Genomic DNA, 18,559 nt, shown 5'->3' with positions numbered 1-18,559 from the left:
CTTAAAGGCTGTTCGCCAGATAGGAGGGGTGGCGCAAGGAGACACTAGCCACTTGGTATCCTAGGTTCGATAGGACATGAGAGTTACTGATTGAAAAGAATTTCCGAAGCAGATGTGGCTCTTGAGGCAATTGGCTGTGGGAAATATTCCGTTGCCCCAGCGTGCCGGGGCATGAAGGTATACATGGGGAAGGTGACCCATTCATGTATGGAGTAATTACTGGCCCTTAGCCGAGTAGCAGTGATGTCGACCTCAACGCGACATACCTAGCTCGGCATCATCCATCAACGCCTTGGCCATCGCACTGAGGTAGTGGGCAGCCCAGATCATCATCGGTTTCTCATCCATTAGTCCGACGATGGTCAGTTCACGCACGTAGCCCATCAATTCGGATGCCTGATCACGGGCGTCCCGGCACGGAATGCCTGCTTCGATGCGGAACAGGGGGTGGGTTTGGTTTTCACCTTGGAAGAAGGTGGTTTTGCCGACGGTGAATTGGGTTTCTGGGATAGACGTTTTCATAGCAATTCCTTGGATGCTGAAGGAGTTACTTGAAGGTGACGGGTTTCCACTCCCGTATCGCTAGATTTCAGCGACCTGGAAAGACTAAGTGGCAGCGTTTCCGGGAACAATCAGACGCCAGTCGACAGGACTTGTAGGGTATTTCCTCAAAGTGGGAATCGCCATATATGGGTTGTAGGGGATATCTGAAATGTCTGTCAGGGAGGCTGGCTGTAGCGGCGGTTGGGGCTGACAGGTGCCTGCCTTGAGGGTGATGTCGCCTATGAGATCGAGCGCCGCCCGCGCGGCGCTTCGCGGGTAAACCCGCTCCTACGTTTGTTTCTGGCCAGTCCCTCCTGTGCCAGGCGCGCGCGACCGCCTTGTTTGTACGACGCGATATCGAGGCGTGCGCCAAGGCGTTCGCGCGCAAATCCCACAGGCATAATTGGCCCGAAACAAATGTAGGAGCGGCTTTAGCCGCGAAGCGCCGCGCGGGCGGTGCTCGATCTCACAGGCGCTGAATGTGTCGAGGCGAACATGTGTCGAGGCGAACGCTTCGGCGCTCGATCTCACAGGCGACATCACTCTCAAGACGATCACCCCCGCCCCCACCCCAAAATCCCATGGAACCTTCCCCCCAACCATTCTGGTCTAGTCTGAATACTGACCGGACCCGGGCCAGGGACGTGTAATTGAGTGCTCGGGCCGGATCACCATTGGAGTCCTTGGGAGGTGCCCTCATGAGCCTGCTGCTCGAGCCTTACACCCTGCGTCAGCTGACGCTGCCCAACCGCATCGCTGTGTCGCCGATGTGCCAGTATTCCGCCATCGATGGCCTGGCCAACGACTGGCACCTTGTTCATCTGGGCAGCCGCGCCGTAGGTGGCGCGGGCCTGGTGATCACCGAAGCGGTGGCGGTCACCGCCGATGGCCGAATCACCGCCGAAGACCTTGGCCTGTGGGACGACGCGCAGATCGCCCCGCTGCAACGCATCACCCGCTTCATCACCGCCCAGGGCGCCGTGCCCGGCATCCAGCTGGCCCACGCCGGGCGCAAGGCCAGCACCTATCGCCCATGGCTGGGCAAGCCAGGCAGCGTCAAGCTGGAAGAGGGCGGCTGGCAGCCGGTGGGGCCGTCGAAGATCGCCTTCGACCCGCAGCACACACCGCCGCGCGAGTTGACCCAGGAGGAGATCCAAGGCGTGATCGGCGCTTTTGTCGCCTCAACCGAACGCGCCTTGAAGGCTGGTTTCAAGGTGGTCGAAATCCACGCCGCCCATGGTTACCTGCTGCACCAGTTCCTGTCACCGTTGAGCAACCAGCGCCGCGACGAATACGGTAGCTGCTTCGAAAACCGTATTCGCCTGACCCTGCAGGTGGTCGAGGCTGTGCGCAAGGTCTGGCCTGCCGAGCTACCACTGTTCGTGCGGGTGTCGGCGACCGATTGGGTGGAGGATGGCTGGAACCCGGATGAAACCGTCGAACTGGCCCGGCGCCTGCGCGGCTTGGGTGTCGACCTGATCGACGTGTCCTCCGGCGGTACCTCGGTCAATGCCGAAATCCCCACCGGCCCCGGCTACCAGACCCGCTTCGCCGAGCGCGTGCGCAAAGAGTCGGAAATCGCCACCGGCACCGTGGGCATGATCACCGAACCGGCCCAGGCCGAGCACATCCTGCGCACCGGCCAGGCCGACATCATCTTCCTCGCCCGCGAACTGCTGCGCGACCCGTACTGGCCGCTGCATGCCGACGACGACCTGGGTGGCAACAAGGCTACCTGGCCGGCGCAATACCAGCGTGCCACCAGCCGGGCCAATCCGATTCACGAGTCGGATTTGCGCGATTAGAGGCTACCCGTACTGGCCTCTTCGCGGGTGAACCCGCTCCCACAGATATATCACCCACCTCAAGGGCTGTGATTTACCTGTGGGGCATGCCCGCGAAGCAGGCAACTCGGGGTATGGCACCGGCTTCGCCGGTGTTCGCGGCGCTTCGATGAACCCGTTCCTGTAACGAACGCGTTGGTGTATCAAGTCAGTTATAGGCAGCTTTGCTGAGGATATCGCTTACCCACTGGTTGATACTCTTCTCCGCCAAATCGGCCTTGGCTGCCACGCTGGCATGCAGGGTGGGTTCCAGGCGCAGGCTAAGCTTGCCAGAGTAGGTCTTCTGCGGTTCGCGGCCAAGGCGTTCGCAAGTCTCAAGATAATCGTCAACAGCCTCTTCGAAGGCCTGTCGCAACTCGCTGATCGATTCGCCGTGAAAACCAATCACGTCGCGAATGCCCGCGACGTGGCCGATCAGCAACTGGTCTTCGTCGCTGTATTCGATTCGAGCGGCATAGCCGCGGTAAGTCATGACATTCATGGTATTACTCCTGCCTGCTCAAGGAACTGGCGGGCACCTCGTAGTTGGTATGGCTTGGCGTGCCTGTCCGGATGAGGGCGGTGGAAGGTCGCCACTGCTCCATTGAGTTCAAAGCGAACCCGTGACCCTCGCCCTTCGATCACTCGGGCGCCCAGTGACACCAACAGTGATTCCAGTCGCGCCCACTCCACTGTCCTGGGAGCCGGCCTTTTCAGTACTGCTTCAAGTGTGGCTTGCTGATGATTATTCATGGTATCAGATTATGATACCAATAGTCGTGGCTCAATGGATGAGGAGTAGGAGGGAGTAGATCGAGTTTGAAGGAAATGTCTGAGATGTTGGCCGAGGGGATGCAAAGCCCCTCGGTCAACCTGATCGCTTAATGCTTGATCATCACATGCCGCACACAGGTGTAATCCTCCAGCCCATACATCGACATGTCTTTGCCATACCCCGAATGCTTCTGCCCGCCATGGGGCATTTCGCTGACCAGCATGAAGTGGGTATTCACCCAGGTGCAGCCATACTGCAGGCGTGCGGCCAGGCGGTGGGCGCGGCCGGTGTCGCGGGTCCAGACCGATGAGGCCAGGCCGTAGTTGGAGTCGTTGGCCCATTCCAGTGCCTGCGCTTCGTCGCTGAAACGGGTCACCGACACCACCGGGCCGAACACCTCGTTGCGCACGATTTCGTCGTCCTGCAGGGCGTCGGCCAGTACGGTTGGTTCGAAGAAGAAGCCATCACCGTCAAGCGCCTTGCCACCGGTTACCAGGCGAATGTGTGGCTGGGCAATGGCCCGTTGCACCAGGCCGGCCACCTTGTCGCGGTGCTGGGCACTGATCAGCGGCCCCAGCTCGGTGTCCTCGGCCTCCTGCAGGCCCGGCTTGAGGCTGGCGACTGCTTTACCCAGGCGTTCGACAAAGCGCTCGTAGATGCCGTCCTGCACGTACAGGCGACAGGCGGCGGTGCAGTCCTGGCCGGCGTTGTAGAAGCCGAACGTACGAATGCCATCGATGGCGGCGTCGATGTCGGCATCGTCGAACACCAGCACCGGTGCCTTGCCGCCCAGCTCCATGTGCATGCGCTTCACGCTGTCGGCGGTGGCGCTGATGATGTGCGCGCCGGTGGGGATCGAGCCGGTCAGCGACACCATGCGCACCTTGGGGTGGTTGACCAGCGGGTTGCCAACGGTCTGGCCGCGGCCGAAGAGGATATTCAGTACCCCCGGCGGCAGCAGGTCCTGGGCCAGTTCACCCAGGCGCAGGGCCGTCAAAGGGGTCAGCTCGGAGGGCTTGATCACCACCGTGTTGCCGGCCGCCAGGGCCGGGGCGATCTTCCATGCCAGCATCATCAACGGGTAATTCCATGGGGCGATCGAGGCCACCACGCCCAACGGGTCACGGCGGATCATCGAGGTGTGGCCTGGCAGGTATTCGCCCGCCGCCGAGCCGCCCAGGCAGCGCGCGGCACCGGCAAAGTAGCGGAACACATCGGCAATCGCCGGGATCTCGTCATTCAGCGCGGCGCTCAATGGCTTGCCGCAGTTCTGCGACTCCAGCCGGGCCAGTTCATCAGCATGGGCTTCGATGGCATCCGCCAGCGCCAGCAAGGTTTGCGAGCGGTCCTTGGGGCTCATTTGCGACCAGCTGTCGAAAGCCTGGTCGGCGGCGCGCACGGCGCTGTCCACCTGGGCCTCGCTGGCTTCGTTGATCTGCGCCAGGGCAGTGCCCAGCGCCGGGTTGAGCACGGTCCAGGCCGGGCCTTCGCCCGCCACCAGGTGACCATTGATCAGCATCTGCGTTTGCATCGGGGACTCCTCCAGGGTCATTTGCCACTGCCCGCGACGCTTTCGCCGCCACGGGTCAGGTAATAGGCGCCAAGGATCGGCAGCATGGTCACCAGCATCACCAGCATGGCGACCACGTTGGTCACCGGCACATCGCGCGGGCGGCTGAGCTGGTTCAGCAGCCAGATCGGCAGGGTGCGTTCATGGCCGGCGGTAAAGGTGGTGACGATGATTTCATCGAACGACAGGGCAAAGGCCAGCATGCCGCCGGCCAGCAGCGCCGAGCCGAGGTTGGGCAGGATGATGTAGCGGAAGGTTTGCCAGCCGTCGGCGCCGAGGTCCATCGACGCCTCGATCAGGCTCTGCGAGGTACGCCGCAGGCGGGCGATCACGTTGTTGTAGACGATCACCACGCAGAAGGTGGCGTGGCCGACCACGATGGTGAACACCCCAGGCTCGATACCCAAGGTCTTGAACGCCGAGAGCAGGGCGATGCCAGTGATGATGCCGGGCAGGGCGATGGGCAGGATCAGCATCAGCGAAATGCTCTCCTTGCCGAAAAAGCTGCGCCGGTACAGCGCCGCCGAGGACAGCGTGCCGAGCACCAGGGCAATAAGCGTGGCCAGGCAGGCCACCTGCAGCGACAGCTTGATCGCCTCCAGCACATCGGGGCGGGCGAAGGCCACGGCAAGCCACTTCAGGGTAAAGCCCTTGGGCGGGAAGCTGAACGCGGCGTCTTCGGTGTTGAAGGCGTACAGGAAGATGATCAGGATCGGGAAGTGCAAGAACAGCAACCCGCCCCAGGCCGCCAGGCGCAGCCCGGTTGACGCTTTTTCAGAGTGCATCGAAGGCCCCCAGGCGCTTGACGATGGACAGGTACACTGCAATCAGCACGATCGGCACCAGGGTGAACGCGGCGGCCATCGGCATGTTGCCGATCGCCCCTTGCTGGGCATAGACCATGCTGCCGATGAAATAGCCGGGTGGGCCGACCAGTTGCGGCACGATGAAGTCGCCCAGGGTGAGCGAAAAGGTGAAGATCGAGCCGGCGGCAATCCCCGGGATCGACAGCGGCAGGATCACCTGCACGAAGGTTTGCCCAGGCCGTGCGCCGAGGTCTGCCGAGGCCTGCAGCAGCGACGGCGGCAAGCGCTCCAGAGAGGCCTGGATCGGCAAGATCATGAACGGCAGCCAGATGTACACGAACACCATGAAGCGCCCCAGGTGCGAAGTCGACAGCGTGCTGCCGCCAACGCCCGGTACCGTCAGTACCAGCTGAAGCAGGCCGTCCAGATGCAGCTGCTGGACGAACCACTGGGCCACGCCGCCCTTGGCCAGCAGTAGGGTCCAGGCGTAGGTCTTGACGATGTAGCTAGCCCACATCGGCATCATCACCGCGATGTAGAAAAACGCCTTGGTCTTGCCGCTGGTGTAGCGCGCCATGTAGTAGGCGATGGGGAAGGCCAGCACCGCGCTCGCCAGCGACACGGCCACCGCCATGCTTAGGGTACGCAGGATGATGTCGAAGTTCGACGGGTTGAACAGCGCGGCGAAATTGCCCAGGGTCAAGTCTGGGGTCACCGCCATGGTGAAGTCGTCGAAGGTATAGAAGCCCTGCCACAGCAGGTTCAGCAATGAGCCCAGGTAGATCGCGCCGAACCAGGTCAGCGGCGGCACCAGCAGCAATGCCAGGTACAGGTTAGGGCGCCGGTACAGCAGGTTGGACAGGCTGCGCAGCGTGCTCATGTCAACGGCCCTCGGTTTCCTGCAGCACCGTCATGGCCTCACGGGGCCAGTGCGCCAGTACCCGTTGGCCGGGCTGCCAGGCTTGTGCCTGCGCTTGCCAGCGGTCATTGGCCTGGCTTACCGCCAGCAGCTGGCCGCTGTCCAGTTGCAGTTCGTAGCGGGTGGCGCTGCCCTGGTACTGGACATCGCGCAGCAGGCCGCTGACCTGCACCTCGTGGCTGGTCACCACCGGTTCGCCCAGGCGGATGTGCTCGGGGCGAATGGAGAAGGGCGCCGTGCTGCCGTTGAGCGCCATGGCCAGCTCGCCACGCACCACGTTGGAGGTGCCGACGAACTCGGCAACGAAGGTGGTGGCCGGTTGCATGTACAGGTTGCGCGGCGTGTCGACCTGTTCGATGCGGCCCCGGTTGAACACCGCGACCCGGTCGGACATCGACAGCGCCTCGGTCTGGTCGTGGGTGACGAAGATGAAGGTGATGCCCAATTGGCGTTGCAGCTTTTTCAGCTCGCCCTGCATTTGCTCGCGCAGCTTCAGGTCCAGCGCCCCCAGTGGTTCGTCGAGCAGCAGCACCCGTGGCCGGTTGACCAGCGCCCGGGCCAGGGCTACGCGCTGGCGCTGGCCGCCGGACAACTGCGCCGGCTTGCGCGCACCGTAGCCGGCCAGGGCGACCATGGCCAGGGCCTCTTCGGCGCGGCTGCGGCGCTCGGCCTTGGCCACGCCTTTTACCTTCAGGCCATAGGCGATGTTGTCGAGCACGTTCATGTGCGGGAACAGCGCGTAGTCCTGGAACACGGTGTTGACGTCACGCTGATAGGGCGGCACGCCAGCGGCCTCCACCCCGTGGATGCGGATCGAACCGCTGGAGGGTTGCTCGAAGCCGGCGATCAGGCGCAGGCAGGTGGTCTTGCCCGAGCCCGAGGGGCCGAGCATGGAGAAGAATTCGCCATCGATGATGTCGATGCTGACCCGGTCGACGGCCTTGACCTCGCCGAAGGTGCGGGAAACCTGGGTGAACTGGACGGCTAAGGGCATGCGGGGGCTCCGGGCATCGGGGTTTCTCCTGTGCCGGCCTCTTCGCGGGTGAACCCGCTCCTACAGGAGAAGCGCCACCCTCACAGGCGGTTAATAACCTGTAGGAGCGGGTTCACCCGCGAAGAGGCCGCAACAGGCATTCAGGCAACCTCAGCGCCCACCCATGATCGCAATGTAATCCTGGGTCCAGCGGCTATACGGCACAAATTTGCCGCCCTGGGCCTGCGGGGTTTTCCAGAAGGCAATCTTGTCGAAGTTGTCGAAGCCGTTGGTCTTGCAGCCCTCGGCGCCCAGCAGCTCGCTGCCGGTACACGCCGCCGGCACTGCCGGCAACGAGCCGAACCAGGCCGCCACATCACCCTGCACCTTCGGCTGCAGCGACCAGTCCATCCACTTGTAGGCGCAGTTGGGGTGTTTGGCCTCGCTGTGCAGCATGGTGGTGTCGGCCCAGCCGGTCGCACCCTCCTTGGGAATGGTCGAGGCCACCGGCTGGTTCTCGGCCTTCAGGCCATTGACCATATAGCCCCACGAGCTGGAAGCAACCACGCCTTCGTTCTTCACGTCGCTCATCTGCACCGTGGCGTCATGCCAGTAGCGGTGAATCAGTGGTTGTTGTTGGCGCAGCAGTTCGAGCACGGCCTTGTACTGTTCCTCGTTGAGCTCGTACGGGTCCTTGATGCCCAGCTCGGGCTTGGCCGATTTCAGGTACAGCGCCGCATCGGCCATGTAGATCGGCCCGTCGTAGGCCTGCACGCGGCCCTTGTTCGGCTTGCCATCGGGCAGGTTCTGCGGCTCGAACAGCACGCCCCAGCTGGTGGGCGCCTGCTTGAACACGTTGGTGTTGTACAGCAGCACATTCGGCCCCCATTGATACGGGGTGCCATAGACCTGCTTGTCGACCACGTACCAGCCGCCGTTCTGCAGGCGCGGGTCGATGTTCTTCCAGTTGGGGATCAGCGCGGTATTGATCGGCTGCACGCGCTTGCCCACGATCAGCCGCAGCGAGGCATCGCCCGAGGCCGTGACCAGGTCATAGCCGCCCTTGGTCATCAGGCTGACCATCTCGTCGGAGGTGGCAGCGGTCTTGACGCTGACCTTGCAGCCGGTTTCCTTCTCGAAGCCGGTCACCCAGTCGTAGGCCTTGTCGCTTTCACCGCGCTCGATGTAGCCGGGCCAGGCGACGATGTCCAGGCGCCCCTCGCCGGGCCCCAGGGCCTTGGGCGGTTCTGCAGCCTGCAGGCTGGCGCTGGCCAGCAAGGCGCCCGACATGGCGCCGAGCAATGCGGTCTTGTGCACTGACATGGTGTTCCCTCTTCTTGGAGATCTTGTTCGGGGCAGTCATCAAGCAAGCCGTGAAGCGATCGTTATAAGCGTAGTGCCGTTGCGCGAGGTATTGGCGATATCGAGTCTAGTTGGCTTTTTGCCAGCTAATGCAACATCCAGAAGCAAATCCTCGGTGGCGTGTGATTCGCCAAGCCTTACTCTGGCGCTTGAATTCCGTTACGTGGAGACGCGCGAATGAATACCCGGGGCCTGCTTGATCAACTGCTCAAATCTGGCCAGCAATTGCTCGATAAAAAGTCCGGCACAACCAAGGCTGGCGGCGCTGCCGGGGGCCTTGGCGGGCTGCTGTCGGGGGCGGGTGGCGGCTTGTTGGGTGGCGGTGCCCTGGGCCTGTTACTGGGAAGCAAGAAGGCCCGCAAATATGGTGGCAAGGCATTGACCTATGGTGGCCTGGCCGCGCTGGGTGTGCTGGCCTACAAAGCCTACGGCAACTGGCAGGCCAACCAGCAGGTGGCCGCCGCCGAACCGCAGACCGTCGACCGTTTGCCACCGGCCCAGGCCGAGCAGCACAGCCAGGCGGTACTGCGCGCGCTGGTGGCGGCGGCCAAGTCCGATGGCCATATCGACGAACGTGAACGGGCGCTGATCGAGGGTGAGTTCACCCGCCTGGACAGCGATCGCGAACTGCAGCACTGGCTGCATGCCGAGCTGAACAAACCGCTGGACCCGGCCGAAGTGGCGCGTGCCGCGCAAACGCCGGAGATGGCCGCCGAAATGTACCTGGCGAGTGTGATGATGGTTGACCAGGAAAACTTCATGGAGCGTGCCTACCTGGATGAGCTGGCTCGCCAGCTGCGGTTGGACCCGGGTTTGCGCCGGGAGCTGGAAAGCCAGGTGCGGTTAGCCGCAGCCCAATAAGCGACGCGGTCCTGGTGTAGGAGCGGCCTTGCGTCGCGATCGGGCCGCCGCGCGGCCCCAGCGATATTTGCCATGATGCTGAGCCTTGGGGCCGCTATGCGGCCCGATCGCGACACAAGGCCGCTCCTACAAATAAGCTTCGCCTACTGTGTCGCGAGCCACACTTCACCCGCAAAACCGTAAGGCCTCTAGGCTATACTTCGGCGATTTTTCCCGCTCGTTGTGAATTCCTGAGGGCTGAATGTGAAGAACTGGACCTTGCGCCAACGGATCCTGGCAAGTTTCGCCGTGATCATCGCTATCATGCTGCTGATGATCGTGGCCGCCTACTCGCGGTTGGTAACCATCGAATCCGCCGAAGAGGCGGTAGGGACCGACAGCATTCCCGGGCTTTACTACAGTTCGATGATCCGCAGCGCCTGGGTCGACAGTTATGTCACCAGCCAGCAGCTGGTGGGCTTGTCCAACCGCCGCGAAATCACTTCTGCCGACCTGGAGCTGTTCAAGAGCTTCGAAGACCGTCTGAAGCAGCACATGGCCAGCTACCAGGGCACAATCCAGGACGATGACGACCAGGCGCGCTACGACCGCTTTACCCAGATGGAAGTTGCCTACCTCAAGGTTGTCGGCCAGGTGCTGGATGCCTACCGCCAGCATGACTACGCCGAAGCCCAGCGGCTGATCATCGAGGTGCTCACGCCGGCCTGGGTGGACGGGCGCAAGCTCTTGAACGAGGTCATCGACCACAACCGTGCCTCCTCTGAAGCGGACACCAGCGAGATCGTCAACGCCGTGAGCACGGCCAAGGGCAGCATGATGGTTTCGCTGCTGCTGGCAATCATCGCCGCCGGTATTTGCGGCCTGTTGCTGATGCGTGCCATCACCGCGCCCATGCAGCGCATCGTGCATGCCCTCGACAAACTGCGCTCGGGCGACCTGAGCATGCGCCTGAGCCTGGACCGCAAGGACGAGTTCGGTGCCATCGAAAGCGGCTTCAACGAAATGGCCGAGGCACTGGCCAACCTGGTGGCCCAGGCCCAGCGTTCGTCGGTGCAGGTAACCACCTCGGTGACCGAAATCGCCGCCACCTCCAAGCAACAGCAGGCCACCGCCACCGAAACGGCCGCGACCACCACGGAAATCGGCGCCACCTCGCGGGAAATTGCCGCCACTTCGCGTGACCTGGTGCGCACCATGACCGAAGTGACCTCCGCCGCCGATCAGGCCTCCAGCCTGGCCGGCTCCGGTCAGCAGGGCCTGGCGCGCATGGAAGAAACCATGCACCAGGTGATGGGCGCCGCCGACCTGGTCAACGCCAAGCTCGGCATCCTCAACGAAAAGGCCAGCAACATCACCCAGATGGTGGTGACCATCGTCAAGGTCGCCGACCAGACCAACCTGCTGTCGCTGAACGCCGCCATCGAAGCGGAAAAGGCCGGCGAGTATGGCCGCGGCTTTGCCGTGGTGGCCACCGAAGTGCGCCGCCTGGCCGACCAGACCGCTGTGGCCACCTACGACATCGAGCAGATGGTGCGCGAGATCCAGTCGGCGGTGTCGGCCGGGGTGATGGGCATGGACAAGTTCTCCGAAGAAGTGCGCCGCGGCATGTTCGAAGTGCAGCAGGTGGGCGAGCAGCTCAGCCAGATCATCCACCAGGTGCAGGCCCTGGCGCCACGCGTGCTGATGGTCAACGAAGGCATGCAGGCCCAGGCCACCGGTGCCGAGCAGATCAACCAGGCGTTGGCCCAGCTCAGCGATGCCAGCACCCAGACCGTCGAGTCGCTGCGCCAGGCCAGTTTCGCCATCGATGAGCTGAGCCAGGTGGCCGCAGGCCTGCGCGGCGGCGTATCGCGCTTCAAAGTCTGACCGCGATGAACGACTTGCAACCGCGCGCCGCGCGGGCGGGCAACGCCAAGGGTGCGTTGTACCTGCAATTTCGCATCAAGGAACAGCGCTTTGCCCTGAACGTGCACGAGGTGATCGAGGTGCTGCCGCGCCAGCCGCTCAAGCCGATCGCCCAGGCGCCGGCCTGGGTGGCGGGTATCCTCGCGCACCGCGGGGCGCTGGTGCCGGTGGTCGACCTGGCTGCGCTCAGTTTCGGCCAGCCGGCGGCGCAGCGCACCAGTACCCGCCTGGTGCTGGTGCATTACCGTGGCGGCCTGCAGCTTGGCCTGATCCTGGAGCAGGCCACCGAGACCCTGCGTTGCCAACCCGACGAGTTCCAGCCTTATGGCGTGGACAGCGGCGAGGCCCCTTACCTGGGCCCGGTACGCCAGGATGACCAAGGCCTGTTGCAGCGCATCGAAGTCGATGACCTGTTGCCCGACGCCGTGCACCGCTTGCTGTACGCCAATGCCCCAAGCGGGGAGCCGACATGATCGAACAGCGTTTCTTCCGCTTCTTGCGCGAGCGTATCGGCCTGGACGTGGAGTCGGTGGGCGCGCCCATGGTCGAGCGCGCGCTGCGCCAGCGTTGCGTGGCTGTGAACGCCACGGACCTGGACGATTACTGGCTGCACCTGCAGCAGTCCGCGGATGAGCAGCAGGCGCTGATCGAGGCCGTGATCGTTCCGGAAACCTGGTTCTTCCGTTACCCCGAGTCCTTCACCGCCCTGGCCAGCCTGGCGCACAAACGCCTGGCGGAACTGGCCGGGGCGCGCCCGCTGCGGCTGCTCAGCCTGCCATGCTCGACCGGCGAGGAGCCCTATTCGCTGGCCATGGCCTTGCTCGACGCCGGCATCGCGCCGGGGGCGTTCCTGATCGACGGCATGGACATCAGCCCCAGCTCGGTGGCCAAGGCCGGCCAGGCCGTGTACGGCCGCAATGCCTTCCGTGGCAGCGACCTGGGATTTCGCGAGCGCTTCTTCGATGCCGTCGACGAAGGCCAGCGCCTGCATGAGCGGGTGCGCCAGCAAGTCAGCCTGCAGGTGGGCAATGTGCTCGACCCGGCACTTGCCAGTCGCGACGGCCTGTATGACTTCGTGTTCTGCCGCAACCTGTTGATCTATTTCGACGTGCCGACCCAGCAACGTGTGTTCGAAGTGCTCAAGCGCCTGCTCCATGCGCAGGGTGTGCTGTTCATCGGCCCGGCCGAAGGCAGCTTGCTGGCGCGGTTGGGCATGCGCCCGCTGGGGGTCGCCCAGTCGTTCGCCTACGTGCGCCAGGAGGGCGGTTGTGCCCCGGTGGCCGCCCCGGCCCCGCCAGCGCGGCGCATATTGCCACCGCCGGCCACGCCGGGTTATCAGCCACCGAGCGCAGCGGTACCGCGCCCGCTGCGCGCGTTGCCGGTGGCGGTCAAGGCCGCGTCGCAGCGTGAGCACACGCGTGAGGGCGAAAGCGAGTTGCTGGCCAGCATTGCCCGGCATGCCAACGCCGGCGCCAGCGAACAGGCCCGTGCCGAATGCCAGCGCTACCTGGGCCAGTTCGGCCCTGCGGCGCAGGTGTTCTACTGGTTGGGGCTGCTCAGTGACACCGCAGGGGATGCGCAGCAGGCACTGACCCACTATCGCAAAGCCCTGTACCTGGAGCCGCAACACCCCGAGGCGCTGGTGCACCTGGCGGCCTTGCTGGCGGCCCAGGGCGACCAGGCTGGCGCCAGGCGTTTGCAGGAACGTGCTGCACGGGTTGGCAGGGAGTCTGAACGATGAAGGATCAATCCGCGATGCAGCTGCTTGCCGAGGAAGGCGCACACATCGACGACTGCTGGAACCGCATCGGTGTGCATGGCAACAAGCAGTGCCCGCTGTTGGAACGGCATGTTCACTGTCGCAACTGCGAGGTGTATGCCGCTGCGGCCACACGCCTGCTCGACCGCTACGCACTGATGCAGGACCACCAGGCGGCAGCGGCACAGCCGGTCGAGGAAAACACCGGCCGGTCCATGCTGCTGTTTCGCCTGGGCGAAGAGTGGCTGGCGCTGGCCACCGCTTGCCTGGCCGAAATCGCCCCGTTGCAGGCGGTGCATTCGCTGCCGCACCAGCGCTCGCGGGTACTGCAGGGGGTTGCCAACGTGCGCGGTGCGCTGGTGCCGTGCCTGTCGCTGGCGGACTTGCTGGGTGTGCAGGCCCGCACTGCCGAGCAGCGCAGCGGCCGGGCCATGCCACGCATGCTGATCCTGGCTGCCGAAGGCGGGCCGGTGGTGATGGCGGTCGAGGAGGTCGACGGTATTCACCGGCTCGACCCGCTGTTGCTGGGCAGTGGTCAGGACGCCACGCACTTCACCGCCGCAGTCCTGCAATGGCGTGGGCGCAGTGTGCGGGTGCTGGACGATCAACAATTACTGACTGCCGTGCAGCGGAGCCTGTCATGACCCCAGAGCAAATGCGCGACGCATCGTTGCTCGAACTGTTCAGCCTGGAGGCCGAAGCGCAAACCCAGGTGCTCAGCGCTGGCCTGATGGCACTGGAGCGCAACCCCACCCAGGCCGACCAGCTTGAGGCCTGCATGCGCGCCGCCCACTCGCTGAAAGGCGCGGCGCGCATCGTTGGGGTGGATGCCGGCGTCAGTGTCGCCCACGTCATGGAAGACTGTCTGGTGGCCGCCCAGGAGGGCCGCTTGCGCCTGAGCGCCGAGCATATAGACGCCCTGTTGCAGGGGACTGACCTGCTGATGCGCATCGCCACACCAGGCGATGCCGCAGCGCAGGCGACCCTGCCGGTGTTCCTCGCGCAAATGGCCAGCCTGCTTGACCCTGGCGCGGCGGCCATGCCTGCCGTGCCACTGGCCATGCCCATGCCCATGCTGCCAGACTTGCCGCTGGCAACCTTGCCAGCTGAGCCACTGGCGTTGCCAGTGGAGCCCCAGGAGCCAGAGCCTGAGCCGGTCATGCGCCGCAAGGTTGGCAAGCGTGCTGGCGAAGGTAGCGAGCGGGTGCTACGGGTTACCGCCGACCGCCTCAACAGCTTGCTCGACCTGTCCAGCAAGTCGCTGGTGGAAACCCAGCGGCTCAAGCCTTACCTGGCCACCCTGCAGCGCCTCAAGCGCATGCACGGCCAAGGCATGCAGGCGCTGGACGGCCTGCGCATGCAGCTGGAGGACAGTGGCCAGAGCAGCGAGATACTTGAAGCCCTGGCCCAGACCCAGCGCCTGCTGGCGGAAACCCAGCAGATCCTGCAGCAACAGGCCGCCGACCTGGACGAATTCGGCTGGCAGGTCAGCCAGCGCGCGCAACTGCTGTACGACACTGCACTGGCCTGCCGGATGCGGCCGTTTGCCGACGTGCTGACCGGCCAGAGCCGTATGGTCCGCGACCTGGGGCGTTCACTGGGCAAACCGGTAAGTCTGGTGGTGGACGGGGAAAAGACCCAGGTCGACCGCGACGTGCTGGAAAAGCTCGAAGCGCCACTGACCCACCTGCTGCGCAACGCGGTCGATCATGGCATCGAAGCGCCGGAACGGCGCCTGCTGGCGGGCAAGCCGGAGGAGGGGGTGATTCGCCTGCGCGCTTCGCACCAGGCCGGCATGCTCAGCCTGGAACTGATCGACGATGGCGCCGGCATCGACCTGGAGCGCCTGCGCAGCAGCATCGTCGAGCGTGCCTTGTCGCCCGCCGACACGGTAGCGCGGATGAGCGAGGCGGAGTTGCTGACGTTCCTGTTCTTGCCGGGTTTCAGCCTGCGCGACAAGGTCACCGAGGTGTCTGGGCGCGGGGTGGGGCTGGATGCGGTGCAACACATGATCCGTGAGCTGCGCGGTTCGATCGAACTGACCCAGGTGGCCGGGCAGGGCTGCCGTTTCCACCTGCAAGTGCCGCTGACCCTGTCGGTGGTGCGCAGCCTGGTGGTCGAGGTGGGGGGGGAGGCCTATGCCTTCCCGCTCGCCCATATCGAACGCACGCTCGAAGTGGCCGCTGACGCAATCGTGCAGATCGAAGGGCGCCAACATTTCTGGCACGAAGGCCGGCACATTGGCCTGGTAGCGGCCAGCCAGTTGCTCAACCGCCCGGTCGAGCAAACCGAGGAAAGCAGCCTGCGGGTGGTGGTGATCCGCGAGCGTGAGCAGTTGTACGGTGTGGCGGTGGAGCGGCTGGTGGGTGAGCGGGTGCTGGTGGTGATGCCACTCGACCCGCGCCTGGGCAAGGTGCAGGACATTTCCTCCGGCGCCTTGCTCGATGATGGCTCGGTGGTGCTGATCGTCGATGTCGAGGATTTGCTGCGCTCGGTGGAGAAGCTGCTGCGCACCGGCAGCCTGGAGCGTATCGAACGCGGCGGCAGCGGTGCCCGTGGCGTGGCGCGCAAACGCATCCTGGTGGTCGACGACTCGCTGACCGTACGTGAACTGCAGCGCAAGCTGCTGGGCCATCGCGGCTACGACGTGGCGGTGGCGGTAGATGGCATGGACGGCTGGAACGCCCTGCGCGGCGACGACTTCGACCTGCTGATCACCGACATCGACATGCCACGCATGGACGGCATCGAGCTGGTCACCCTGGTGCGTCGCGACCAGCGCCTGCAATCGCTGCCGGTGATGGTGGTGTCCTACAAGGACCGTGAGGAAGACCGACGGCGTGGCCTGGATGCTGGCGCCGACTACTATTTGGCAAAGGCCAGTTTCCATGACGATGCGTTGCTGGATGCTGTGGTGGAGCTGATTGGAGGTGCTCAGGGATGAAGATTGCCATCGTCAATGACATGCCTATGGCGGTCGAGGCGTTGCGTCGGGCAGTTGCTTTCGACCCCGCGCACCAAGTGGTATGGGTGGCCAGCAATGGTGCCGAGGCGGTGCAGCGCTGCACCGAGCAGCTGCCGGACCTGATCCTCATGGACTTGATCATGCCGGTGATGGATGGCGTCGAGGCGACCCGGCGGATCATGGCCGAAACCCCGTGCGCTATCGTCATCGTCACGGTCGACCGCAAGCAGAACGTCCACCGGGTATTCGAGGCCATGGGCCACGGCGCGCTCGATGTGGTCGACACCCCGGCACTGGGCGCTGGCGATGCTCGCGAAGCGGCGGCGCCACTGCTGCGCAAAATACTCAATATCAGCTGGCTGATCGGCCAGCAGCGTGCGCCAGCCGCGCGCCCGGTGGCCACGCCGTTGCGCGAGGCCTCCCAGCGCCGTGGCCTGGTGGCGATCGGCTCGTCGGCAGGCGGCCCGGCGGCCCTTGAAGTGTTGCTTAAAGGCTTGCCAGCGGCGTTTCCGGCGGCCATCGTGCTGGTCCAGCATGTTGACCAGGTGTTTGCCGCGGGCATGGCCGAATGGCTCAGCAGCGCTGCCGGCCTGCCGGTGCGCCTGGCCCGCGAAGGCGAACCGCCACAGCCAGGCCAGGTGTTGCTGGCCGGCACCAATCACCACATCCGCCTGCTACAGAACGGCCAACTGGCCTACACTGCCGAGCCTGTGAACGAAATCTACCGGCCCTCGATCGATGTGTTCTTCGAGAGCGTGGCGCGCCATTGGAGCGGCGATGCGGTGGGCGTGTTGCTCACCGGTATGGGCCGCGACGGTGCCCAAGGCCTGAAGCAGATGCGCCAGCAAGGTTTTCTGACCATTGCCCAGGACCAGGCCAGCAGTGCGGTGTACGGCATGCCCAAGGCCGCTGCGGCCATTGATGCCGCAGTGGAAATCCGCCCGCTGGAACGCATCGCCGGGCGCTTGATGGAAATTTTCGGAAAATGACCAAATGTATTGAATCACGCCGCCAAGCCGGTAGTGATCGGGTGAACAGGTATGAGTGATTTACCGATCGAAGGGTTTGCTAGCAGCAACGACAACTCGGCGATGGTGCTGCTGGTCGATGATCAGGCCATGATCGGCGAGGCCGTGCGGCGTGGCCTGGCGCATGAAGAAAACATCGACTTCCACTTCTGCGCCGACCCGCACCAGGCGGTGGCGCAGGCCATGCGCATCAAACCCACGGTGATCCTTCAGGACCTGGTCATGCCCGGCCTGGATGGGCTGACCCTGGTGCGCGAGTACCGCAACAACCCGGCGACCCAGGACATTCCGATCATTGTCCTGTCGACCAAGGAAGACCCGCTGGTCAAGAGCGCGGCGTTTGCCGCCGGGGCCAACGATTACCTGGTCAAGCTGCCAGATACCATCGAACTGGTGGCGCGCATCCGCTACCACTCGCGCTCCTACCTGACCCTGCTGCAGCGTGACGAGGCCTACCGTGCGCTGCGCGTCAGCCAGCAGCAGTTGCTCGATACCAACCTGATGCTGCAGCGGCTGATGAACTCCGATGGCCTGACCGGGCTGTCCAACCGCAGGCACTTCGACGAGTACCTGGAGCTGGAGTGGCGCCGGGCCATGCGTGAACAGCAGCAGTTGTCGCTGCTGATGATCGATGTGGACTACTTCAAGGCCTATAACGACAGCTTTGGCCATTTGGCCGGCGACGAGGCCTTGCGCCAGGTAGCCGAGGCGATCCGTGGCTCGTGCTCGCGGCCGACCGACCTGCCGGCGCGCTATGGCGGCGAAGAGTTTGCCCTGGTGCTGCCCAACACGTCACCGGGCGGGGCGCGGCTGGTGGCCGAGAAACTGCGCCAGACCGTGCTGGGCCTGGCTATCCCGCATTCCGCGCCGGTGCCCGGCTCGCACCTGACCGTGAGCATTGGCCTGGCCACCCAGACCCCGGCCATCGGCAGCCATTGCCGGCAGTTGATCTCGGCAGCGGACAAGGGCCTGTATCAGGCCAAGAATGGCGGGCGTAACCAGGTCGGCATCGCCTGACAAGCTAAAGCACTGAAATTGACACCGCTCCTTGTAGGAGCGGCTTTAGCCGCGAACACCGGCGTAGCCGGTGCCATGTACCGCGTCGCCTTCTTCGCGGGTAAACCCGCTCCCACAGGTACTGTGCATGTCTCAGGCTGACGTGGTCCACCCTGTGGGAGCGGCTTTAGCCGCGAACACCGGCGTAGCCGGTGCCATGTACCGCGTCGCCTTCTTCGCGGGTAAACCCGCTCCCACAGGTACTGTGCATGTC

The 18,559-nt window shown here is 64.2% G+C and carries 17 protein-coding genes; 9 read left to right on the top strand and 8 right to left on the bottom strand.

The window, feature by feature from the left end; translation table 11 throughout:
* Positions 1 to 252 precede the first annotated feature (252 nt).
* Positions 253 to 522 carry a DUF3077 domain-containing protein gene (locus tag ACIP1G_RS07225; RefSeq protein WP_400735043.1) on the bottom strand — a complete coding sequence of 90 codons (270 nt, stop codon included), beginning with the start codon at positions 520 to 522 and terminating at the stop codon, positions 253 to 255.
* Between the two features lie 719 nt (positions 523 to 1,241).
* Between ACIP1G_RS07225 and ACIP1G_RS07220 the strand changes: the two genes are divergently transcribed.
* A complete protein-coding gene (locus ACIP1G_RS07220) occupies positions 1,242 to 2,348 on the top strand; it encodes an NADH:flavin oxidoreductase/NADH oxidase (protein WP_400735041.1) in 1,107 nt (368 codons plus the stop codon).
* 187 nt (positions 2,349 to 2,535) lie between these two features.
* On the opposite strand, the gene ACIP1G_RS07215 is transcribed toward ACIP1G_RS07220, so the two are convergent.
* The 7 genes from ACIP1G_RS07215 to ydcS all read right to left on the bottom strand — a co-directional run bounded on the left by ACIP1G_RS07215 (position 2,536) and on the right by ydcS (position 8,732).
* Positions 2,536 to 2,868 carry a type II toxin-antitoxin system HicB family antitoxin gene (locus ACIP1G_RS07215; protein WP_400735039.1) on the bottom strand — a complete coding sequence of 111 codons (333 nt, stop codon included), beginning with the start codon at positions 2,866 to 2,868 and terminating at the stop codon, positions 2,536 to 2,538.
* Positions 2,865 to 3,119 (bottom strand): type II toxin-antitoxin system HicA family toxin, encoded by a 255-nt coding sequence (locus tag ACIP1G_RS07210; RefSeq protein ID WP_400735037.1) that lies wholly within the window; start codon positions 3,117 to 3,119, stop codon positions 2,865 to 2,867. The genes ACIP1G_RS07215 and ACIP1G_RS07210 overlap by 4 nt, the downstream gene beginning before the upstream one ends.
* Positions 3,120 to 3,247: 128 nt before the next feature.
* Complete coding sequence (locus ACIP1G_RS07205) at positions 3,248 to 4,672, bottom strand: gamma-aminobutyraldehyde dehydrogenase (RefSeq protein WP_400735035.1); 1,425 nt, start codon at positions 4,670 to 4,672, stop codon at positions 3,248 to 3,250.
* Positions 4,673 to 4,689: 17 nt separating this feature from the next.
* Positions 4,690 to 5,496 carry an ABC transporter permease gene (locus tag ACIP1G_RS07200; RefSeq protein WP_400735033.1) on the bottom strand — a complete coding sequence of 269 codons (807 nt, stop codon included), beginning with the start codon at positions 5,494 to 5,496 and terminating at the stop codon, positions 4,690 to 4,692.
* Entirely contained in the window at positions 5,486 to 6,397 is a 912-nt protein-coding gene (locus tag ACIP1G_RS07195) for an ABC transporter permease (RefSeq protein WP_400735031.1), read from the bottom strand. The genes ACIP1G_RS07200 and ACIP1G_RS07195 overlap by 11 nt, the downstream gene beginning before the upstream one ends.
* 1 nt (position 6,398) lies before the next feature.
* Entirely contained in the window at positions 6,399 to 7,430 is a 1,032-nt protein-coding gene (locus ACIP1G_RS07190) for an ABC transporter ATP-binding protein (RefSeq protein WP_400735029.1), read from the bottom strand.
* 150 nt (positions 7,431 to 7,580) lie between these two features.
* Entirely contained in the window at positions 7,581 to 8,732 is a 1,152-nt protein-coding gene (gene ydcS / locus ACIP1G_RS07185) for a putative ABC transporter substrate-binding protein YdcS (protein WP_400735027.1), read from the bottom strand.
* A 216-nt stretch (positions 8,733 to 8,948) separates the two neighbouring features.
* Between ydcS and ACIP1G_RS07180 the strand changes: the two genes are divergently transcribed.
* From ACIP1G_RS07180 to wspR, 8 genes are all read left to right on the top strand, one after another.
* Entirely contained in the window at positions 8,949 to 9,632 is a 684-nt protein-coding gene (locus tag ACIP1G_RS07180; protein ID WP_400735025.1) for a tellurite resistance TerB family protein, read from the top strand.
* A 243-nt stretch (positions 9,633 to 9,875) separates the two neighbouring features.
* Entirely contained in the window at positions 9,876 to 11,498 is a 1,623-nt protein-coding gene (locus ACIP1G_RS07175; RefSeq protein ID WP_400735023.1) for a methyl-accepting chemotaxis protein, read from the top strand.
* Positions 11,499 to 11,503: 5 nt separating this feature from the next.
* Positions 11,504 to 12,010 carry a chemotaxis protein CheW gene (locus ACIP1G_RS07170; RefSeq protein ID WP_400735021.1) on the top strand — a complete coding sequence of 169 codons (507 nt, stop codon included), beginning with the start codon at positions 11,504 to 11,506 and terminating at the stop codon, positions 12,008 to 12,010.
* Positions 12,007 to 13,278, top strand: coding sequence for a CheR family methyltransferase (locus tag ACIP1G_RS07165; RefSeq protein WP_400735019.1), 1,272 nt, complete (start codon positions 12,007 to 12,009; stop codon positions 13,276 to 13,278). Before ACIP1G_RS07170 ends, ACIP1G_RS07165 begins: the two co-directional genes overlap by 4 nt.
* Positions 13,275 to 13,940 carry a chemotaxis protein CheW gene (locus tag ACIP1G_RS07160; RefSeq protein WP_400735017.1) on the top strand — a complete coding sequence of 222 codons (666 nt, stop codon included), beginning with the start codon at positions 13,275 to 13,277 and terminating at the stop codon, positions 13,938 to 13,940. Before ACIP1G_RS07165 ends, ACIP1G_RS07160 begins: the two co-directional genes overlap by 4 nt.
* Positions 13,937 to 16,240, top strand: a complete 2,304-nt coding sequence (locus tag ACIP1G_RS07155; protein WP_400735015.1) for a hybrid sensor histidine kinase/response regulator — start codon at positions 13,937 to 13,939, stop codon at positions 16,238 to 16,240. The genes ACIP1G_RS07160 and ACIP1G_RS07155 overlap by 4 nt, the downstream gene beginning before the upstream one ends.
* The gene (gene wspF / locus ACIP1G_RS07150) at positions 16,237 to 17,250 is read left to right on the top strand and encodes a Wsp signal transduction system protein-glutamate methylesterase WspF (RefSeq protein ID WP_400735013.1); all 1,014 of its coding nucleotides are present in this window, start codon (positions 16,237 to 16,239) and stop codon (positions 17,248 to 17,250) included. Before ACIP1G_RS07155 ends, wspF begins: the two co-directional genes overlap by 4 nt.
* Positions 17,251 to 17,301: 51 nt before the next feature.
* Positions 17,302 to 18,306, top strand: a complete 1,005-nt coding sequence (wspR, locus tag ACIP1G_RS07145) for a Wsp signal transduction system regulator diguanylate cyclase WspR (protein ID WP_400735011.1) — start codon at positions 17,302 to 17,304, stop codon at positions 18,304 to 18,306.
* Positions 18,307 to 18,559: the final 253 nt, after the last annotated feature.

It is taken from the genome of Pseudomonas sp. NPDC089392, from assembly GCF_044749595.1.
Lineage (GTDB): Bacteria > Pseudomonadota > Gammaproteobacteria > Pseudomonadales > Pseudomonadaceae > Aquipseudomonas.
Note: the sequence above shows the minus strand (reverse complement) of the source record. Positions and strands in the feature narration are given on the sequence as shown.

Coding starts and splice junctions, on each gene's coding strand:
- ACIP1G_RS07205 (WP_400735035.1), bottom strand. CDS start 4,672: ATGCAAACGCAGATGCTGATCAATGGTCACCTGGTGGCGGGCGAAGGC.
- ACIP1G_RS07220 (WP_400735041.1), top strand. CDS start 1,242: ATGAGCCTGCTGCTCGAGCCTTACACCCTGCGTCAGCTGACGCTGCCC.
- ACIP1G_RS07210 (WP_400735037.1), bottom strand. CDS start 3,119: ATGAATAATCATCAGCAAGCCACACTTGAAGCAGTACTGAAAAGGCCG.
- ACIP1G_RS07215 (WP_400735039.1), bottom strand. CDS start 2,868: ATGAATGTCATGACTTACCGCGGCTATGCCGCTCGAATCGAATACAGC.
- ACIP1G_RS07200 (WP_400735033.1), bottom strand. CDS start 5,496: ATGCACTCTGAAAAAGCGTCAACCGGGCTGCGCCTGGCGGCCTGGGGC.
- ydcS (WP_400735027.1), bottom strand. CDS start 8,732: ATGTCAGTGCACAAGACCGCATTGCTCGGCGCCATGTCGGGCGCCTTG.
- wspR (WP_400735011.1), top strand. CDS start 17,302: ATGAGTGATTTACCGATCGAAGGGTTTGCTAGCAGCAACGACAACTCG.
- ACIP1G_RS07160 (WP_400735017.1), top strand. CDS start 13,275: ATGAAGGATCAATCCGCGATGCAGCTGCTTGCCGAGGAAGGCGCACAC.
- ACIP1G_RS07225 (WP_400735043.1), bottom strand. CDS start 522: ATGAAAACGTCTATCCCAGAAACCCAATTCACCGTCGGCAAAACCACC.
- wspF (WP_400735013.1), top strand. CDS start 16,237: ATGAAGATTGCCATCGTCAATGACATGCCTATGGCGGTCGAGGCGTTG.
- ACIP1G_RS07190 (WP_400735029.1), bottom strand. CDS start 7,430: ATGCCCTTAGCCGTCCAGTTCACCCAGGTTTCCCGCACCTTCGGCGAG.
- ACIP1G_RS07165 (WP_400735019.1), top strand. CDS start 12,007: ATGATCGAACAGCGTTTCTTCCGCTTCTTGCGCGAGCGTATCGGCCTG.
- ACIP1G_RS07155 (WP_400735015.1), top strand. CDS start 13,937: ATGACCCCAGAGCAAATGCGCGACGCATCGTTGCTCGAACTGTTCAGC.
- ACIP1G_RS07180 (WP_400735025.1), top strand. CDS start 8,949: ATGAATACCCGGGGCCTGCTTGATCAACTGCTCAAATCTGGCCAGCAA.
- ACIP1G_RS07170 (WP_400735021.1), top strand. CDS start 11,504: ATGAACGACTTGCAACCGCGCGCCGCGCGGGCGGGCAACGCCAAGGGT.
- ACIP1G_RS07195 (WP_400735031.1), bottom strand. CDS start 6,397: ATGAGCACGCTGCGCAGCCTGTCCAACCTGCTGTACCGGCGCCCTAAC.